Origin of the sequence: Streptomyces sp. NBC_00094 (genome assembly GCF_026343125.1) — a bacterium.
Taxonomy (GTDB): Bacteria; Actinomycetota; Actinomycetes; order Streptomycetales; family Streptomycetaceae; genus Streptomyces.
On record NZ_JAPEMB010000001.1, the window covers coordinates 5,809,340 to 5,826,299 of the forward strand.

The 16,960-nt window shown below is 71.3% G+C and carries 16 protein-coding genes; 13 read left to right on the forward strand and 3 right to left on the reverse strand.

Translation table 11 applies throughout. From position 1 onward, the window contains the following. Window positions 1-15: 15 nt before the first annotated feature. The 8 genes from recG to mutM all read left to right on the forward strand — a co-directional run bounded on the left by recG (window position 16) and on the right by mutM (window position 7,351). Window positions 16-2,208 (forward strand): ATP-dependent DNA helicase RecG, encoded by a 2,193-nt coding sequence (recG, locus tag OG580_RS25925; RefSeq protein WP_267046059.1) that lies wholly within the window; start codon window positions 16-18, stop codon window positions 2,206-2,208. A gap of 67 nt (window positions 2,209-2,275) precedes the next feature. After that, window positions 2,276-2,860 (forward strand): 16S rRNA (guanine(966)-N(2))-methyltransferase RsmD, encoded by a 585-nt coding sequence (gene rsmD, locus OG580_RS25930; protein WP_267046060.1) that lies wholly within the window; start codon window positions 2,276-2,278, stop codon window positions 2,858-2,860. Between the two features lie 26 nt (window positions 2,861-2,886). After that, window positions 2,887-3,366 (forward strand): pantetheine-phosphate adenylyltransferase, encoded by a 480-nt coding sequence (coaD, locus tag OG580_RS25935; RefSeq protein ID WP_267048129.1) that lies wholly within the window; start codon window positions 2,887-2,889, stop codon window positions 3,364-3,366. A gap of 110 nt (window positions 3,367-3,476) precedes the next feature. Next, window positions 3,477-4,526 carry a cell division initiation protein gene (locus OG580_RS25940; RefSeq protein ID WP_267046061.1) on the forward strand — a complete coding sequence of 350 codons (1,050 nt, stop codon included), beginning with the start codon at window positions 3,477-3,479 and terminating at the stop codon, window positions 4,524-4,526. Between the two features lie 128 nt (window positions 4,527-4,654). Continuing rightward, window positions 4,655-5,308 carry a DUF177 domain-containing protein gene (locus OG580_RS25945; protein ID WP_267048130.1) on the forward strand — a complete coding sequence of 218 codons (654 nt, stop codon included), beginning with the start codon at window positions 4,655-4,657 and terminating at the stop codon, window positions 5,306-5,308. A 2-nt stretch (window positions 5,309-5,310) separates the two neighbouring features. After that, the gene (rpmF, locus tag OG580_RS25950; protein WP_015036448.1) at window positions 5,311-5,484 is read left to right on the forward strand and encodes a 50S ribosomal protein L32; all 174 of its coding nucleotides are present in this window, start codon (window positions 5,311-5,313) and stop codon (window positions 5,482-5,484) included. 20 nt (window positions 5,485-5,504) lie between these two features. Then, window positions 5,505-6,317 carry a ribonuclease III gene (rnc, locus tag OG580_RS25955; RefSeq protein WP_267046062.1) on the forward strand — a complete coding sequence of 271 codons (813 nt, stop codon included), beginning with the start codon at window positions 5,505-5,507 and terminating at the stop codon, window positions 6,315-6,317. A 173-nt stretch (window positions 6,318-6,490) separates the two neighbouring features. After that, entirely contained in the window at window positions 6,491-7,351 is an 861-nt protein-coding gene (gene mutM / locus OG580_RS25960; RefSeq protein WP_267046064.1) for a bifunctional DNA-formamidopyrimidine glycosylase/DNA-(apurinic or apyrimidinic site) lyase, read from the forward strand. Between the two features lie 65 nt (window positions 7,352-7,416). On the opposite strand, the gene OG580_RS25965 is transcribed toward mutM, so the two are convergent. Beyond that, window positions 7,417-7,803: a helix-turn-helix domain-containing protein gene (locus OG580_RS25965; RefSeq protein ID WP_267046065.1), complete on the reverse strand. Its 387-nt coding sequence runs from the start codon at window positions 7,801-7,803 to the stop codon at window positions 7,417-7,419. Window positions 7,804-7,927: 124 nt separating this feature from the next. Between OG580_RS25965 and OG580_RS25970 the strand changes: the two genes are divergently transcribed. Then, entirely contained in the window at window positions 7,928-8,512 is a 585-nt protein-coding gene (locus OG580_RS25970; RefSeq protein WP_267046066.1) for a flavodoxin family protein, read from the forward strand. A gap of 71 nt (window positions 8,513-8,583) precedes the next feature. Here the strand turns inward: OG580_RS25970 and OG580_RS25975 are convergent, their stop codons facing one another. After that, window positions 8,584-10,200, reverse strand: coding sequence for an MFS transporter (locus OG580_RS25975; protein WP_267046067.1), 1,617 nt, complete (start codon window positions 10,198-10,200; stop codon window positions 8,584-8,586). 162 nt (window positions 10,201-10,362) lie between these two features. Here OG580_RS25975 and OG580_RS25980 point away from each other — a divergent pair, with 162 nt between their 5' ends. Then, a complete protein-coding gene (locus tag OG580_RS25980; RefSeq protein ID WP_267046068.1) occupies window positions 10,363-10,869 on the forward strand; it encodes a hypothetical protein in 507 nt (168 codons plus the stop codon). 107 nt (window positions 10,870-10,976) lie between these two features. On the opposite strand, the gene OG580_RS25985 is transcribed toward OG580_RS25980, so the two are convergent. Continuing rightward, window positions 10,977-11,930 carry a CAP domain-containing protein gene (locus OG580_RS25985; protein ID WP_267046069.1) on the reverse strand — a complete coding sequence of 318 codons (954 nt, stop codon included), beginning with the start codon at window positions 11,928-11,930 and terminating at the stop codon, window positions 10,977-10,979. A 202-nt stretch (window positions 11,931-12,132) separates the two neighbouring features. Here OG580_RS25985 and OG580_RS25990 point away from each other — a divergent pair, with 202 nt between their 5' ends. The 3 genes from OG580_RS25990 (at window position 12,133) to smc (ending at window position 16,841) form a co-directional block, all read left to right on the forward strand. Then, complete coding sequence (locus OG580_RS25990; RefSeq protein WP_267046070.1) at window positions 12,133-12,414, forward strand: acylphosphatase; 282 nt, start codon at window positions 12,133-12,135, stop codon at window positions 12,412-12,414. Between the two features lie 387 nt (window positions 12,415-12,801). Next, entirely contained in the window at window positions 12,802-13,020 is a 219-nt protein-coding gene (locus OG580_RS25995) for a hypothetical protein (RefSeq protein ID WP_055641131.1), read from the forward strand. A gap of 239 nt (window positions 13,021-13,259) precedes the next feature. After that, window positions 13,260-16,841 (forward strand): chromosome segregation protein SMC, encoded by a 3,582-nt coding sequence (gene smc, locus OG580_RS26000; RefSeq protein ID WP_267046071.1) that lies wholly within the window; start codon window positions 13,260-13,262, stop codon window positions 16,839-16,841. Window positions 16,842-16,960: the final 119 nt, after the last annotated feature.

Genomic DNA, 16,960 nt, shown 5'->3' on the forward strand with positions numbered 1-16,960 from the left:
GTGCCGTGGTGTGCAATGGAACGCGTGCCCGTGCTCGACGAACCACTCAAGAAGTCCCTCGGCCCCGCCACCGCCAAGGTCATGGCCGAGGCACTCGACCTGCACACGGTCGGTGACCTGCTCCACCACTACCCCCGCCGGTACGCCGAGCGCGGGGAGCTGACGACGCTCTCCGACCTGCCGCTCGACGAGCACGTCACGGTGGTCGCCCAGGTCGCCGACGCCCGCGTGCTCACCTTCAACGGCTCCAAGGGACGCGGCCAGCGCCTCGAAGTGACCATCACGGACGGCAGCGGCCGCCTCCAACTGGTCTTCTTCGGCAAGGGCGTGCACAAGCCGCACAAGGACCTGCTGCCCGGCACCCGTGCGATGTTCTCCGGCAAGGTCTCGCTCTTCAACCGGCGCCTCCAGCTCGCCCACCCCGCGTACGAACTCCTCCGCGGCGATGGCGAGGAGGCCGTGGACACCTGGGCCGGAGCCCTCATCCCGATCTACCCGGCCACCACCAAACTGGAGTCCTGGAAGATCGCCAAGGCGGTCGACGCCGTGCTGCCGAGCGCCGCCGACGCCGTCGACCCCCTGCCGCCCGCCCTGCGAGAGGGCCGCGGCCTCGCCGAGCTCCCCGACGCCCTGCGGAAGATCCACCGCCCCCGTACGAAGGCGGACGTCGCCGACGCCCGCGACCGGCTCAAGTGGGACGAGGCCTTCGTCCTCCAGGTCGCCCTCGCCCGCCGCCGGCACGCCGACACCCAGCTTCCCGCCGTCGCCCGGCGCCCCGTGCCCGGCGCCATCCTCGACGCCTTCGACGCCAAGCTCCCCTTCACCCTCACCGACGGCCAGCAGAAGGTCTCCCGCGAGATCTTCGACGACCTCGCCACCGAACACCCCATGCACCGGCTCCTCCAGGGAGAAGTCGGTTCGGGCAAGACGATGGTGGCCCTGCGCGCCATGCTCGCCGTCGTCGACTCCGGGGGACAGGCCGCGATGCTCGCCCCCACCGAGGTCCTCGCCCAGCAGCACCACCGCTCGGTCACCGAGATGATGGGCGAGCTCGCCGAGGGCGGGATGCTCGGCGGCGCCGAGCGCGCCACCAAGGTCGTCCTGCTCACCGGCTCCATGGGCATGGCCGCCCGCCGACAGGCCCTCCTCGACCTCGTCACCGGCGAGGCCGGGATCGTCATCGGCACGCACGCGCTGATCGAGGACAAGGTCCAGTTCCACGACCTCGGCCTGGTCGTCGTCGACGAGCAGCACCGCTTCGGCGTCGAGCAGCGCGACGCCCTGCGCGGCAAGGGGAAGCAGCCGCCTCACCTCCTGGTGATGACCGCCACCCCCATCCCGCGCACCGTCGCCATGACCGTCTTCGGTGACCTGGAGACCTCCGTCCTCGACCAGCTCCCGGCCGGCCGCTCCCCGATCGCCACCCACGTCGTCCCCGCCGCCGACAAACCGCACTTCCTCGCGCGGGCCTGGGAGCGCGTGCGCGAGGAGGTCGAGAACGGCCACCAGGCGTACGTGGTCTGCCCCCGCATCGGCGACGAGGAGGACCAGAAGAAGAAGTCCAAGGCCTCCGCCGAGGACGAGGCCGAGAAGCGTCCGCCGCTCGCCGTCCTGGAGGTCGCGGAGAAGCTCCGTACGGGCCCCCTCGCGGGCCTGCGGATCGCCGTCCTGCACGGGCGCATGCACCCCGACGACAAGGACGACGTCATGCGCCGCTACGCCGCCGGCGAGCTCGACGTCCTCGTCGCCACCACCGTCATCGAGGTCGGCGTCAACGTGCCCAACGCCACGGCCATGGTGATCATGGACGCCGACCGGTTCGGCGTCTCCCAGCTCCACCAGCTCCGCGGCCGCGTCGGCCGAGGCTCCGCCCCCGGGCTCTGCCTCCTCGTCTCCGAGATGCCCGAGGCGAGCCCCGCCCGGCAGCGCCTCGCCGCCGTCGCCGCCACCCTCGACGGCTTCGAGCTCTCCCGTATCGACCTCGAACAGCGCCGCGAGGGCGACGTCCTCGGCCAGGCCCAGTCCGGCGTCCGCTCCTCCCTGAAGATGCTCACCGTCATCGACGACGAGGAGGTCATCGCCGCCGCCCGCGAGGAGGCCACCACCCTGGTCCTCGCCGACCCGGACCTCACCGCCCACCCCGGCCTGCGCACCGCCCTCGAAGCCCTGCTCGACAAGGACCGGGAGGAGTACCTGGAGAAGGGCTGACCCCAGGGCGACGGCAACCGCCATAAGCTGATGCGTACGCACTGGCTCATGGAGAACGAGGACACCGATGACCCGCGTGATCGCCGGCACCGCCGGCGGACGCCGACTGGCCGTGCCCCCCGGCACCGGCACCCGCCCCACCTCCGACCGGGCGCGCGAGGGCCTCTTCTCCACCTGGGAGGCATTCCTCGGCACCCTCGACGGGACCCGGGTCGCCGACCTGTACGCGGGTTCCGGCGCCGTCGGCCTCGAAGCGCTCTCCCGGGGCGCGGTCCACGCGCTCCTCGTCGAGGCCGAGCCCCGCGCCGCGAAGACGATCCGCGAGAACATCACGTCGCTCGGCCTGCCGGGCGCCGAACTCCGCACCGGCAAGGCGGAACAGATCGTGACGGGACCGGCCCCGGCCGACCCGTACGACCTGGTCTTCCTCGACCCTCCGTACGCCGTCGCGGACGACGATCTTCGCGAGATCCTGCTCACACTCCGCTCGGAGGGCTGGCTCACGGGCGATGCTCTCGTCACCGTGGAGCGCAGCACCAGAGGCGGGGAGTTCGACTGGCCGGCCGGTTTCGAGCCACTGCGGGCCCGTCGTTACGGCGAGGGAACGTTTTGGTACGGTCGCGCCGCCTCTACGTGCGAAGACGCACGATGACCGGACCGGAGAGCGAGGGACCCACGTTGCGCCGCGCCGTATGTCCGGGGTCATTCGACCCCATCACCAACGGACATCTCGACATCATCGCCCGCGCCTCCAAGCTGTACGACGTCGTACATGTCGCGGTGATGATCAACCAGTCCAAGAAGGGGCTGTTCACGGTCGAGGAGCGGATCGACCTGATCCGCGAGGTCACCGCCGGCTTCGGCAACGTCGAGGTGGAGGCCTTCCACGGGCTGCTCGTCGACTTCTGCAAGCAGCGCGACATCCCCGCGATCGTCAAGGGCCTGCGCGCGGTCAGCGACTTCGACTACGAGTTGCAGATGGCGCAGATGAACATCGGCCTCTCGGGCGTGGAGACCCTCTTCGTCCCCACCAACCCGACGTACAGCTTCCTCTCCTCCTCGCTGGTCAAGGAGGTGGCGGCCTGGGGCGGCGACGTCTCGCACCTGGTCCCGCCGCAGGTCCTCGGCCGGCTGACCGAGCGCCTCGCGCAGAAGTGACACCCGGCCACCTCCACTGACGCTCCGTCACCTGGTGTCGGACGGGAGCCGACTGCCCTTACAGTCGTCCCGTCCGTCTCCATCCAGCTGTAGAGAGTGGCGAGCACCCGGTGGACGTGCAGAAGAAGCTCGACGAGATCGTCGCGACCGTGCAGGGCGCCCGTTCCATGCCCATGTCGGCATCCTGTGTGGTCAACCGGGCCGAGCTGCTCGCCCTGCTCGAAGAGGTACGGGACGCCCTGCCCGGCTCCCTCGCCCAGGCCCAGGAGCTGATCGGCGGCCGTGAGCAGCTGGTCGAGCAGGCCCGCCAGGAGGCCGACCGGATCATCGAGGCCGCCCACGCCGAGCGCGGTTCGATCGTCTCCGACACCCAGGTCGCCCGGGAGTCGCAGGGCGAGGCGGACCGGATCCTCGCCGAGGCCCGCCGCGAGGCCGAGGAGGTCCGGGCCGAGGCCGACGACTACGTCGACTCCAAGCTCGCCAACTTCGAGGTGGTCCTCAACAAGACCATCGGCTCCGTCGACCGGGGCCGCGAGAAGCTCCTCGGCCGCGGCCCGGGCCTCGACCCGAACGGGTACGCGGACGAGGACGCCCCCGAGTACAGCGCGGACCCGCAGACCCTGATCAGCCGGGCCGACGAGTACGTGGACGCCAAGCTCGGCGCCTTCGAGGCGGTGCTCAGCAAGACCCTGGAGGCCGTCGGACGCGGCCGGCAGAAGCTGCACGGCCGGATCGCCACCGACGACCTCGGCGAGCACATGGCCGCCCAGGACGGCCTCGGCGGCACGGTGCACACCAGCGACGCCGACTACCTCGCCGGGCTCGCGGAGCTCGCCGACCCCCAGCCGGCCCCGATCGCCGCGCAGGCCCCCGCGCAGATCCCGGCCCAGCAGCAGCCCGACCCGTACGGGTACCAGCAGCAGCCTCAGCAGCCGCAGCAGGACCCGGCGTACGGCTACCAGCAGCAGCCGGACCCGTACGGGTACCAGCAGCAGCCCGACCCGTACGCGTACCAGGGTCAGTACGGCTACGAGCAGCAGCACGTGTACCAGCCGCAGGCCCCGCAGCAGGCGCCGTCCGCCGCGCTCGACGAGACCAGTTTCTTCGACACGAGCATGATCGACCTGGAGCAGTTGCGCCGGTACGAACAGGGGCAGTAATGGGGCCCGGGCCCCGGATTGGGCCCTGAGCGAAGAGTCACGTATCCTGGCTCTTCGATCGCGCGTATTCCGCGATCCGTGCTGCCCACGTCTGGCAGCCCCCACACGATTCGAAAGCGGGAAGAGCCCTGAGCACGCGCCTTGACCACCGCAACCCCCTCGTGTTCGACACGCACGAGCTGGGGCGGCGTCCTGGCGCCCTCCAGAGGATCTCGCGCACGGTCGAGGCCCCCACGGCCCTCGGCGTCGAAGGGGTCATCGGAGTGCCCGAGGGCGCTTCCGTGGAAATCGATCTCCGTCTTGAGTCGGTCATGGAAGGGGTGCTTGTCACAGGCACCGCCCGTGCATCGGCCGAGGGGGAGTGCGTAAGGTGTCTGGAGCCCGTCGAGCTGGAGCTCGACGTGGACTTCCAGGAGATGTTCTCGTACCCCGACTCCGACGACCGGGGCCGCTCCAAGGCGGCCGCGGACGACGAAGCCGAGGAAGACGAGAGCATGACCCCCCTCGAGGACGGCATGTTCGACCTCGAACCTTTGCTGCTTGATGCGGTGGTGCTCGCACTGCCGATGCAGCCGGTGTGCCGGGAAGACTGTGCGGGTCTGTGCTCCGAGTGTGGAGCCGACCTGAACGAGAACCCTGGCCACCACCATGATGCCGTCGACGCCCGTTGGGCGGCATTGCAGGGACTCGCCGGTTCGCTGGGAACCGATGAGAAGGACAACATGAGCGGCAAAGCCTCTGACGGGGACGTCCGAAGCGCCGCCGAGAAGCAGGAGAAGTAGCCGTGGCTGTTCCGAAGCGGAAGATGTCGCGCAGCAACACGCGCCACCGCCGGTCGCAGTGGAAGGCTGCGGTCCCCACCCTGGTTTCGTGTGAGCGTTGCCAGGAGCCGAAGCTGCAGCACATCGCGTGCCCGAGCTGCGGCACCTACAACAAGCGCCAGGTCCTCTCGGTCTGATTGGGCTGGTGAGAGGCGCAATGTCTGAGTCCCGCAAGACGGACGACAAGACGGACCATGCCTCGTCCCACACGCTTCTGGAAGGGCGGCTCGGCTATCGGCTCGAGTCCGCCCTTCTGGTGCGTGCACTGACCCACCGTTCGTTCGCGTACGAGAACGGCGGTCTGCCCACCAACGAGCGGCTGGAGTTCCTCGGGGACTCCGTGCTGGGCCTGGTGGTCACGGACACGCTGTACCGCACCCACCCCGACCTGCCCGAAGGCCAGCTGGCCAAGTTGCGGGCCGCGGTGGTCAACTCACGTGCACTTGCGGAGGTCAGTCGCGGCCTCGAACTCGGCTCCTTCATCCGGCTCGGCCGGGGCGAAGAGGGCACGGGTGGCCGGGACAAGGCGTCCATCCTCGCCGACACCCTTGAAGCGGTGATCGGCGCGGTCTATCTCGACCAGGGCCTCGACGCGGCGTCCGAGCTGGTTCACCGGCTCTTCGACCCGCTGATCGAGAAGTCCTCGAACCTCGGTGCCGGCCTGGACTGGAAGACCAGTCTCCAGGAGCTCACCGCGGCCGAGGGCCTGGGTGTGCCCGAGTACCTCGTCTCCGAAGAGGGCCCGGACCACGAGAAGGTCTTCACTGCTGCCGCCCGCGTCGGTGGTGTCTCGTACGGCACCGGCACCGGCCGCAGCAAGAAGGAAGCGGAACAGCAGGCGGCGGAGTCCGCGTGGCGTGCGATTCGCGCGGCCGCGGACGAGCGCGTGGCGGCGGCCAAGGCCGCTGCCGAAGCCGGCACGGGAGAGGTCGCCGACCCCTCTCCGTCCACTCACGGTGCGAAGGCCTGACGGCTTTCGTCCACCGCTTCCCGAGAACCCCGCCCCAGGGCGGGGTTCTCGTCTTTTCCCGACCCCTCTTCCGTTCCTCCCCGGCTCTCGTCCGTTCCTCCCGGCCCCTCTTCCGTCGCCCCGCGGCCGGTAGGGTTGAACCGCTGTCGATCGACGTCGTCCGGAGGAGTCCCGTGCCCGAGCTGCCCGAGGTCGAGGTCGTACGGCGCGGACTGGAGCGCTGGGTCGCCGGACGGACCGTGACCGAGGTCGAGGTGCTGCACCCGAGGGCCGTACGGCGGCATCCGGCGGGCGGCGCCGACTTCGCGGCGCGGCTGAAGGGGCAGCGGTTCGAGGTGGCGCGGCGGCGCGGCAAGTACCTCTGGCTGCCGCTGGCCGACACCGGTACCTCCGTGCTCGGGCACCTCGGCATGAGCGGCCAGCTCCTCGTACAGCCGGAGGACGCCGCCGACGAGAAGCACCTCCGCATCCGGATCCGCTTCGACGACCCGGCCGGCACCGAGCTCCGCTTCGTCGACCAGCGCACCTTCGGCGGGCTCTCGCTCCACGACCAGACCCCGGACGGGCTGCCGGACGTCATCGCGCACATCGCCCGGGATCCGCTGGACCCCGAGTTCGACGAGGCGGCCTTCCACCGCGCGCTGCGCCTGCGCCGTACGACGGTCAAGCGGGCGTTGCTCGACCAGTCGCTGATCAGCGGCGTCGGCAACATCTACGCGGACGAGGCGCTCTGGCGGTCCCGGCTGCACTACGAGCGGCCCACCGCCACCCTCACCAGGCCGCGCTCGGCGGAGCTCCTCGGGCACGCCCGGGACGTCATGACCGAGGCGCTCGCGGTCGGGGGCACCACCTTCGACAGCCTGTACGTGAACGTCAACGGCGAGTCCGGCTACTTCGACCGCTCGCTGGACGCCTACGGGCGCGAGGACGAGCCCTGCCACCGCTGCGGTACGCCGATGCGCCGACGCCCCTGGATGAACCGGTCCAGCTACTTCTGCCCCCGCTGCCAGCGCCCGCCGCGCGCGAGCGCGTGACGGGACCGCCGGCCGGGTGGTGACGAGAGTCCGGCCGGGTCAGGTGGTGACGAGGGTCCGGCCGGTCAGGTGGTGACGGGCGCCGCGCGCTCCGTGTCGTACGCCTCGCGCGCCGCCTCGACCTCGGGCATTCGGCCCTCGACCAGCATGATCAGACCGATCAGCCGCTCCGCGATCTCGCGGCCGAGCGGGGTGAGCCGGTAGTCGACCCGCGGCGGGTTCGTGGGTTGCGCCTCGCGGTGGACGAGGCCGTCGCGCTCCAGTGCGTGGAGCGTCTGCGACAGCATCTTCTCGCTCACGCCGTCGACCCGGCGCCGCAGCTCGTTGAAGCGGAACGTCCCGTCGTGCAGGGCGCCGAGGGTCAGGCTGCCCCAACGGCCGGTCACGTGCTCCAGCGTGCCGCGCGAGGGGCAGGCCCGTGCGAACACGTCGTAGGCGAGGTCGTCAGTCATGCCCTCCACCGTACTCGCGTACAGCGCTTACCGCCACGGCAGCGCTACCCATCTGCTTGCGCTTTCCAAAAGTTAGTGCTCTACTTCTGGTCATCGCCCCGCAGTCCCCACCGAGGAGCCCCCTGTGACCACCCCCGTCGTCTCCATCGCCTACCACTCCGGCTACGGCCACACCGCCGTCCTCGCCGAGGCCGTCCGTGACGGTGCCGCCGACACGGGCGCCACCGTCCACCTGATCAAGGTCGACGGGATCACCGACGCCGAGTGGGAGCTGCTCGACTCCTCCGACGCGATCGTCTTCGGCTCCCCGACCTACATGGGCACCGCCTCCGGCGCCTTCCACCAGTTCGCCGAGGCCACCTCGAAGCGCTGGTTCTCCGACGCCTGGCTGGACAAGCTCGCCGCCGGCTTCACCAACTCCGGCTCCAAGAGCGGCGACAAGCTGCACACCCTGCAGTACTTCCAGACCCTCGCCGGCCAGCACGGCATGACCTGGGTCAACCTCGGCCTGAAGCCGGGCTGGAACAGCAGCGAGGCCTCCGAGAACGACCTCAACCGCCTCGGGTTCTTCTCCGGCGCCGGCGCCCAGACCCACACCGACCTGGGTCCCGAGGGCGTCCACAAGGCCGATGTCGCCACCGCCGAGCACCTCGGCCGCCGCGTCGCCCTGACCGCCCGCACCTTCGCGGCCGGCAAGGCGGCCGTCTGACGCCCGGTAGGTCTCCGTACGCGGAAGGGCCCCGTCACCACTGCGGTGACGGGGCCCTTCCGCGTACGCGCCTAGGACGTCGGCGCGCGGGGCTGGGTCGTCGGGATCCGCTGGGTGAAGAACAGTGCGAGAGCGGCGGCGAAGGCGAGGATGGCGAGTGCGGCGCGCAGGCCGTCGAGCCGGGCCTCGGTGTTGGCGTCCAGCACCGCCCGCGTCACCTCCGCGCTCGTACCGGCCTCGTCGAGGGCGGTCGTGAGCTGGGCGTCCGACAGGAAGGGCGCGCCACTGCTGAGTTCGACGGTCGCCTGACTCGTGACCTCGGGCGGCACCGCCGGATTCTGGGCCACGGTGGTCAGGAAGGACGACGTGAGCGCGGCGATCATGAGCGACCCGGCGAGTGCCGTGCCGATCGAGGCGCCGAGGTTGGTGACCGCGTTCTGGACGCCGCCGACCTCCGCGCTCTGCGCCTCCGGCACCGCGGACACGGTGACCGATCCGAGCTGGGACGCCAGCGCGCCCATGCCGAGCCCGATGAACAGGAGGGGCACCGTGACGATCTCCGCACCGGCGTCCGCGTCCAGCGCGCCCATCAGGACCACCGCGCCGAGGAGCAGCGCGAGGATCCCGAACCGCACCACCCGCCGGGGGGAGACGTCCGGGAGGAAGCGGGGGATCAGGACCGCGGCTGCCAGCAGGGTGATCGAGAGCGGCAGGAGACGGGCCCCGGTCTGGAGCGCGGAAAGGCCCAGGGCGACCGACAGATAGAGGGGTACGACGAAGAACACGCCCATCTGCACGAGGTACTGGAAGAAGAACATCGTCAGCCCGCCGGTGAGCTGCTTGTTGCGCAGCATCGCCGGGTCGACGAGCGGCTCCCGGCCCCGCTTCACGAGCCGGGCCTCCCAGCGGAGGAAGAGCCAGATCAGCAGCAGCCCCGCGAGCGTCATCCAGACGACCGGGGAGACCCCGAGCAGCGAGGGCGCTTCGGGCTTCGGCCGGAGCCAGCCCCATTCGTCCGAGCGCAGGACGCCGTAGACGAAGATCCCGAGCCCCAGGGCGGAGAGCACGGCGCCGACGAGGTCGATGCGGGGGCTTTCCTCGCTCGCCGCGTCGGCGATGTCGCGGGCGAGGAACAGGATGCCGAGCACCACCAGGACCTCACCGGCGAAGACCCACCGCCAGGAGAAGTACGTCGTCGCGACGCCCCCGATGAGCGGCCCGAGCGCGATCGCCACGGCCCCCGCGGCCGCGACGAGTCCGTAGGCGGCGGGACGGCGCTCCACGGCGAAGTTGCCGGCCACGAGCGCCACGATCGCCGGCAGGATGAGCGCCGCTCCGATCCCTTCGAGGAACGCCCAGCCGAACAGCAGTACGGGAAGGTTCGGTGCGAGCGCCGTGGTGAGCGAACCGCAGCCGTAGACACAGCAGCCGATCATGAACGCGCGCTTGCGGCCGATCAGCCGCCCTACCTTGCCTCCGGGGATCATGAACATCGCCATCACCAGGGTGTAGGCGGTGATCGCCCCCTGGATGCCCGTCACCGTCGTGCCCACGTCCTCGGCCACGGTCGCGATCGAGACGTTCATGACGGAACTGTCGAGCGCCATGAGGAACTGACCGGCCGCGAGGGTCAGCAGGACGGATCGCGCCTTGGTCGAACTCGCGGTGTTGCCTGCTCCCGGCGTCATGGGCGCATCGTTCCAGCCGTCCCGGAAGGGAGTCGACGACCCGCCAGGAAGATCATCCGATTGGCGTACCGAGGGCGCGAAGCGCACGTGGGGAGGGATGTCTCCCGGAAGGCGCGGCCGGCACCCGGCCCATATCTTGGGATGATGAGTCGCCCGAGCGATATGCCCGAGCGTGCGGAACGCACCAGCCTGCCGAAAGGGCGCCGGACGGATTACGCCGGCGCCATCTACGGCTCGCTCCTTGCCGCCTCTGTGGTGGCCACCGCCGGAACCGCCGGGGAGTACCCGCGATTCCAGCTCGTGCTGTTGCTGGTGATCACCGGTCTGGTCTTCTGGGCCACGCACGTCTACGCACGTCTCGCGGGGGAGCGACTGGTCGGTCAGCCCTGGTCATGGCGGGAGATCCGCCGGGTCGGCGCGGACGAGTGGTCCATCGTCGAAGCCGTCACCCTTCCGGCTGCCGCTCTGGCCGTCAGCCCCCTGCTGGGGATGAGCGTGGGCGCGGCCTTCTGGCTCGCCCTGGGCATCGCGGTGGCCCAGCAGGTCGTCTGGGCGTGTCTCGGCGCCGTCCGTGCCGGCGCCTCCCGGCGCCTGGTGATCGCCGAGGGTGTCGCCAACCTGACGTTCGGGCTGATCATCGTGGCGGCGAAAGCCCTGCTGAAGCACTGAGGGGCCCTCGCCGGACAGTCCCTGGACGCGGTGTGGGCCGCCCCGGTCGTCGATGACGGTCACGGGACGGCCCACGAGAACTCACACGGCTGCGACCTGCGGAGGAATCAGCGACCGAAGTCCTGGGTCCACCAGGGGCCGCCGTCACCGAACTGGACGCCGACGCCCAGCGTCGTGAAGTCGCAGTTCAATATGTTGGCGCGGTGGCCGTCGCTGTTCATCCAGGAGTCCATCACGGCCGCCGCGTCCGCCTGGCCGCGCGCGATGTTCTCGCCACCGAGGCCCGAGACGCCCGCCTGCTCCGCGCGCGCCCACGGGGTGGCCCCGTCCGGGTCCGTGTGGTCGAAGAAGTCGCGTGCCGCCATGTCCGCGCTGAACGCGCCGGCCAGCGCCGCGAGCTGCGCGTCCGCGCGGACCGGGGTGCAGCCCACCTGGGAACGCTCGGCGTTGACCAGCCGGAGGACCTCCGCCTCGGCGGCCTCGGCCCGGTCGGCGGTGGAGGGCGCGGCCGAAGTCTCGGTCGGCTTCTCGACCGGCGCTTCGGTGGTGGGAGCCGGCTTCGGGACGGGCGCCTTCGTCGAGGGCGCGACCGAGGCCTTGGGGGTCACGGGCCGTGCGCTGCTCGCGGACTTCGTCGGCGTCGGCGTCGGCTTCGGGCTCGGCTTCGCCGAGGCGGAGGACGGGGCCGCCGAGGGCGAGGCGGTCGTGCCGCTGCCCTTGCCGGAGCCCGCCCGCGACGCGGTGCCGCCGCTCGTACCGCCCGACTCGCCGTCGGCCGGGGTCTGGGTGGCTCCGCCCTGCGTGGTCAGCTCCGGGGCCTGCCGGGACTGGACCTGGCGCTCGCCCGTACCGGCGTTGCCGACCGTGAAGGTGTCCCCGCCGGGCAGCAGTCCGGAGGCGACGGCGACGGCTCCCACCGCCACCGCCGCGGAGGCGCCGAGGAGTCCGGTGCGCACGGGGGTGATGCGCCGCTTGCGGCGGTCACCCCGGTGCCGGCTGTCCGTACCGGCCGCGTAGTCTTCTGCGGCGGGTGCGGCGTCGGAGCGACGGTGGCGTCCCATCTGCTGCCCTGCCTTCCTCTGCGGGTCTCCGCCGTTTGCTGCGGATCTTTGCGGTATTTGCTGATCTTTGCTGTCGGTCCGGTTCGGACCGGCGGTCGAATGGCGCGCGCCCGAACGGGTGAGGCGCATTCCGTCGGGACTGTACGCGATGGGAGGCGGGGGCGGCGTGCTGATCGGGCAATCCGCCCGCTAGCGTGCAGTCATGAGTGACGACGTACGGATGACCGCCTGGGTGCGCGGCCGGGTACAGGGAGTGGGCTTCCGCTGGTTCACCAGGGCAAATGCGCTGGAGATCGGGGGCCTCGTGGGCTTCGCCCTGAACCTCGACGACGGCCGGGTCCAGGTGGTGGCCGAGGGCCCGAGTGAGAATTGCCACCGTCTCCTCGACTGGCTCCACACGGGCGACACGCCCGGCCGCGTGGACGGTGTGACGGAGATATGGGGCACCCCGCGCGGAGGCTACGAGGGGTTCGCGATCCGCTGACGTTCGTCCCGGAACCCCCTTCGCCGGTGACCGGGAGAGGCGTCGGAGAGACGCGCGGTAACGGGGGCGTGGCGGGAGAACTCCCTGGTGGTTGCCAAGAAGTGCGCGCCGTGGAAGGCTGCCCGGTAAGGATGATCGCCACGCCCCGAGGCACCGGGTCGAGAGGCACCGCTGCTTGCCGCGCGGCTGCCGACTCCCCGGACGCCCCTTCAAACGGGGTGTGATCGTGTTGACCGTCAAACTTTTTGGTGAGACGCTGGAATCCCCGCGCACCTTAGCTGTTTGGCAGTAAGAACCGGCACGATGCACTGCCGAGCACCGCGGGTGCGAATCCCTCACGACCCACACCGCAATCGGTCGGTCACTCAGTGTGGAGGACCATCCATCATGGCAAAGGCGCTTCTCGGTTACGTCGGCGGCTCCGACCCGCGACTCCTCGCCGAGATGCGACGGCTTCAGCAGCGCGTCCAGGACCTGGAATCCGAGCTGGTACGGATCCAGTCCGAGAACGACACGCTTGCGGCTGCCGCCGCTCAGCACCAGGGAGAGTCGCTGCTCGACAGCATCGATCTCGACGTACCCCAGGCGGAGCCTGCGCTCACCTGACAACCCAGCCCCCGAAGGGCCAGGTGGGAAACACTCCGTCCGGCATCGCCGACGCCGGCACAGCCGGATACGGCACAGCCGGATACGGCACAGCTGGATATGCAAGGGGCGCTCCGGCGTCCCTTCTTTCTTTCACCCGCCGTTTCCCCCACGGCCCGCACCCGGTCACCCCTCCTCACCCGAGGATCTTCCCTATGCCTTCCCGAGTGAAACGCGCGTGCCCCGGTAGAGTCCCCTGAGTGCACCTCAAGGCCCTGACCCTCCGTGGATTCAAGTCGTTCGCCTCGGCCACCACTCTGCGGTTCGAGCCAGGAATCACCTGCGTCGTGGGTCCCAACGGATCGGGCAAGTCCAATGTCGTGGACGCCCTGTCCTGGGTCATGGGCGAGCAGGGCGCCAAGTCGCTGCGCGGCGGGAAGATGGAGGACGTCATCTTCGCCGGCACGACCGGGCGCCCTCCGCTCGGCCGCGCCGAGGTCTCGCTGACCATCGACAACTCCGACGGCGCGCTGCCCATCGACTACGCCGAGGTCACGATCACCCGGATCATGTTCCGTGGTGGCAGCAGCGAGTATCAGATCAACGGCGACACCTGCCGGCTGCTCGACATCCAGGACCTGCTCTCCGACTCCGGCATCGGCCGCGAGATGCACGTCATCGTCGGACAGGGGCAGCTCGACTCCGTCCTGCACGCCGACCCGATGGGCCGCCGCGCCTTCATCGAGGAGGCCTCGGGCGTCCTCAAGCACCGCAAGCGCAAGGAGAAGGCGCTGCGGAAGCTGGACGCGATGCAGGCCAACCTCGCGCGCGTGCAGGACCTCACCGACGAACTGCGGCGCCAGCTCAAGCCCCTCGGCCGACAGGCCGCCGTCGCCCGCCGGGCCGTCGTCATCCAGGCCGACCTGCGCGACGCCCGTCTCCGGCTCCTCGCCGACGACCTCGTCCACCTCCAGCAGGCACTCACGACGGAGGTCGCCGACGAGGCGGCCCTGCTCGCCCGCAAGGAGACCACCGAGACCGAACTGCGCGCGGCGCTCGCCCGCGAGGCGGAGCTGGAGGCGGAGACCCGCGCTCTCGCGCCCCGGCTCGAACGCGCGCAGCAGACCTGGTACGCCCTCTCGCAGCTCGCCGAACGGGTCCGCGGCACGATCTCGCTCGCCGACGCGCGCGTGAAGAGCGCCACCGACGCCCCCGCCGAGGAGCGGCGCGGCCGTGACCCCGAGGACCTGGAGCGGGAGGCGGCCCGCGTCCGCGAACAGGAGGCGGAGCTCGAAGCCGCCCTGGAAGCGGCCGAGCGCGCCCTGGAGGAGACCGTCACCTGCCGCGCGGAGCTCGAACGCGCGTTGACGGCCGAGGAGCGCCGCCTCAAGGACGTGGCCCGGGCCATCGCCGACCGGCGCGAGGGCCTCGCCCGGCTTCACGGCCAGGTCAACGCCGCCCGCTCACGCGCCGCGGCCGCCCAGGCCGAGATCGACCGGCTGGCCGCCGCCCGCGACGAGGCGGGGGAGCGGGCGGTCACCGCCCAGGAGGAGTACGAGCAGCTCAGGGCGGAGGTCGAGGGACTCGACGCCGCGGACGGTGAACAGGGCGAGCGGTACGAGGCCGCCCGCCGTGAACTCGCCGAGGCGGAGGCCGCGCTGAGCACCGCCCGGGAGGAACTCGGCGCCGCCGAACGCGGCCGGGCCGCGACCAGGGCCCGCCACGAGACCCTCGCCCTCGGCCTGCGCCGCAAGGACGGCACGGACGCGCTGCTCTCCGCCGGGGTCTCCGGACTCCTCGGGCCCGCCGCCGAACTCCTCACCGTCACCCAGGGGTACGAGATCCCCGTGGCAGCCGCCCTCGGCGCGGCCGCCGACGCGGTCGCCGCCACCGGGCCGGGCGCCGCGACCGAGGCCCTCCGCCTCCTCCGCAAGCAGGACGCGGGCCGGGCCTCTCTCCTCCTGACCGGCGCCCCTGAAACGGAACCCGCCGTCGCCTCCGCCGCCGAGGGGCGCCTCCGGGCCGCCGACCTCGTCCGCGGGCCGGCCGAACTCCTTCCCGCCGTCCGGCGGTTGCTGGCCGGGATCGTCGTCGTCGAGGACCTCGACGAGGCCGAGGAGCTCGTCCGGGCGCAGCCCGGCCTCACCGCCGTCACCGCCGAAGGGGACCTGCTCGGCGCGCACTTCGCGCACGGAGGCTCCGCCGGCGCGCCCAGCCTGCTCGAAGTCCAGGCATCGGTGGCGGAGGCCGCCGCCGAGCTCGACGAACTGGCCGTACGGTGCGAGGAGCTGACCTCCGCTCAGCGCGAGGCCGACGAGCGTCGGCGTACCGCGGGCGCGCTCGTCGAGGAGCTGGACGGCAGCCGCCGCGCGGCCGAACGCGAGAAGTCCGCCGTCGCCCAGCAGCTCGGGCGGCTCGCCGGGCAGGCCAGGGGAGCGGCGGGGGAGGCCGAGCGGACCGCGGCGGCCGTCGCCCGCGCCCAGGAGGCCCTGGAGAAGGCCGTCGCCGAGGCGGAGGAGCTGGCCGAACGGCTGCTCGTCGCCGAGGAGGTCACGGCTGACGGGGCCGGCGAGGAGGAGCCCGACACCTCCGCCCGCGACCGGCTCGCGACCGACGGATCCCTGGCCCGGCAGACCGAGATGGAGGCGCGGCTCCAGGTCCGTACCCACGAGGAACGGGTCAAGGCGCTCACCGGTCGCGCCGACTCGCTCGACCGGGCGGCCCGCGCCGAACGCGAGGCACGCGCGCGTGCCGAGCAGCGCCGGGTCCGGCTCCGGCACGAGCGGCAGGTGGCGGGCGCGGTGGCCGCCGGTGCCCGCGGGCTCCTCGCCCATGTCGAGGTCTCGCTCGTTCGCGCCGAGCGGGAGCGGACGGCGGCCCAGGAGGCGAGGGCCGACCGCGAGCTGGGTCTCACGGTGGCCCGCGCAGGCGCCCGGGACCTCAAGGACGAGCTCGACAAGCTGACCGACTCGGTCCACCGGGGCGAGGTCCTCGGCGCGGAGAAGCGGCTGCGGATCGAGCAGTTGGAGGCGAAGGCCCTGGAGGAGTTCGGGGTCGAGACGCCCGCGCTGGTCGCCGAGTACGGCCCCGACCGTCCCGTACCCGTGCCGCCGTCCGACGACGAGGCCGCCGGCGGCGAAGAGCACCCGGGGAGCGGCGAAGGGCACCCCGAGGCCCCCCGGTCGCGGCCGTTCGTCCGTTCGGAGCAGGAGAAGCGGCTCAAGGCCGCCGAACGGGCGTATCACCAGCTCGGCAAGGTCAACCCGCTGGCCCTGGAGGAGTTCGCGGCCCTGGAGGAGCGGCACCGGTTCCTCTCCGAGCAGCTGGCGGACCTGCGCAAGACCCGGACCGACCTCCTTCAGGTCGTGAAGGAGGTCGACGTCAGGGTCGAGCAGGTCTTCACGGAGGCGTACCGGGACACGGCCCGCGAGTTCGAGGGCGTCTTCTCGCGGCTCTTCCCGGGCGGCGAGGGCCGGCTGGTCCTCACCGACCCCGACAACATGCTCACCACCGGCGTGGACGTGGAGGCCCGTCCGCCGGGCAAGAAGGTCAAGCGGCTCTCGCTGCTCTCCGGCGGCGAGCGGTCGCTCACCGCCGTGGCGCTGCTGGTCTCGATCTTCAAGGCCAGGCCCAGCCCGTTCTACGTGATGGACGAGGTCGAGGCGGCGCTCGACGACACCAACCTCCAGCGGCTGATCCGGATCATGGAGGAGCTCCAGGAGTCCTCGCAGCTGATCGTGATCACGCACCAGAAGCGGACGATGGAGGTCGCGGACGCGCTGTACGGGGTGTCCATGCAGGGCGACGGCGTCTCGAAGGTGATCAGTCAGCGGCTGCGCTGAGGGTCTTCTCTTCAAGTCTTGAAGTCATCGCATCCCCTGGCGTTCTTAAAGTCATACGACATCGACTATTGACTTCGAAACTTGAAGGCATAGTCTCTGCAACGTTGCTTTTACCTTCA

What these genes read in the sequence shown, in the direction of transcription:
- OG580_RS25975 (WP_267046067.1), bottom strand. Translation starts at nt 10,200, where the DNA reads ATGACGCCGGGAGCAGGCAACACCGCGAGTTCGACCAAGGCGCGATCC.
- OG580_RS25990 (WP_267046070.1), top strand. Translation starts at nt 12,133, where the DNA reads ATGAGTGACGACGTACGGATGACCGCCTGGGTGCGCGGCCGGGTACAG.
- rnc (WP_267046062.1), top strand. Translation starts at nt 5,505, where the DNA reads ATGTCTGAGTCCCGCAAGACGGACGACAAGACGGACCATGCCTCGTCC.
- OG580_RS25985 (WP_267046069.1), bottom strand. Translation starts at nt 11,930, where the DNA reads ATGGGACGCCACCGTCGCTCCGACGCCGCACCCGCCGCAGAAGACTAC.
- recG (WP_267046059.1), top strand. Translation starts at nt 16, where the DNA reads ATGGAACGCGTGCCCGTGCTCGACGAACCACTCAAGAAGTCCCTCGGC.
- OG580_RS25995 (WP_055641131.1), top strand. Translation starts at nt 12,802, where the DNA reads ATGGCAAAGGCGCTTCTCGGTTACGTCGGCGGCTCCGACCCGCGACTC.
- OG580_RS25980 (WP_267046068.1), top strand. Translation starts at nt 10,363, where the DNA reads ATGCCCGAGCGTGCGGAACGCACCAGCCTGCCGAAAGGGCGCCGGACG.
- rsmD (WP_267046060.1), top strand. Translation starts at nt 2,276, where the DNA reads ATGACCCGCGTGATCGCCGGCACCGCCGGCGGACGCCGACTGGCCGTG.
- OG580_RS25965 (WP_267046065.1), bottom strand. Translation starts at nt 7,803, where the DNA reads ATGACTGACGACCTCGCCTACGACGTGTTCGCACGGGCCTGCCCCTCG.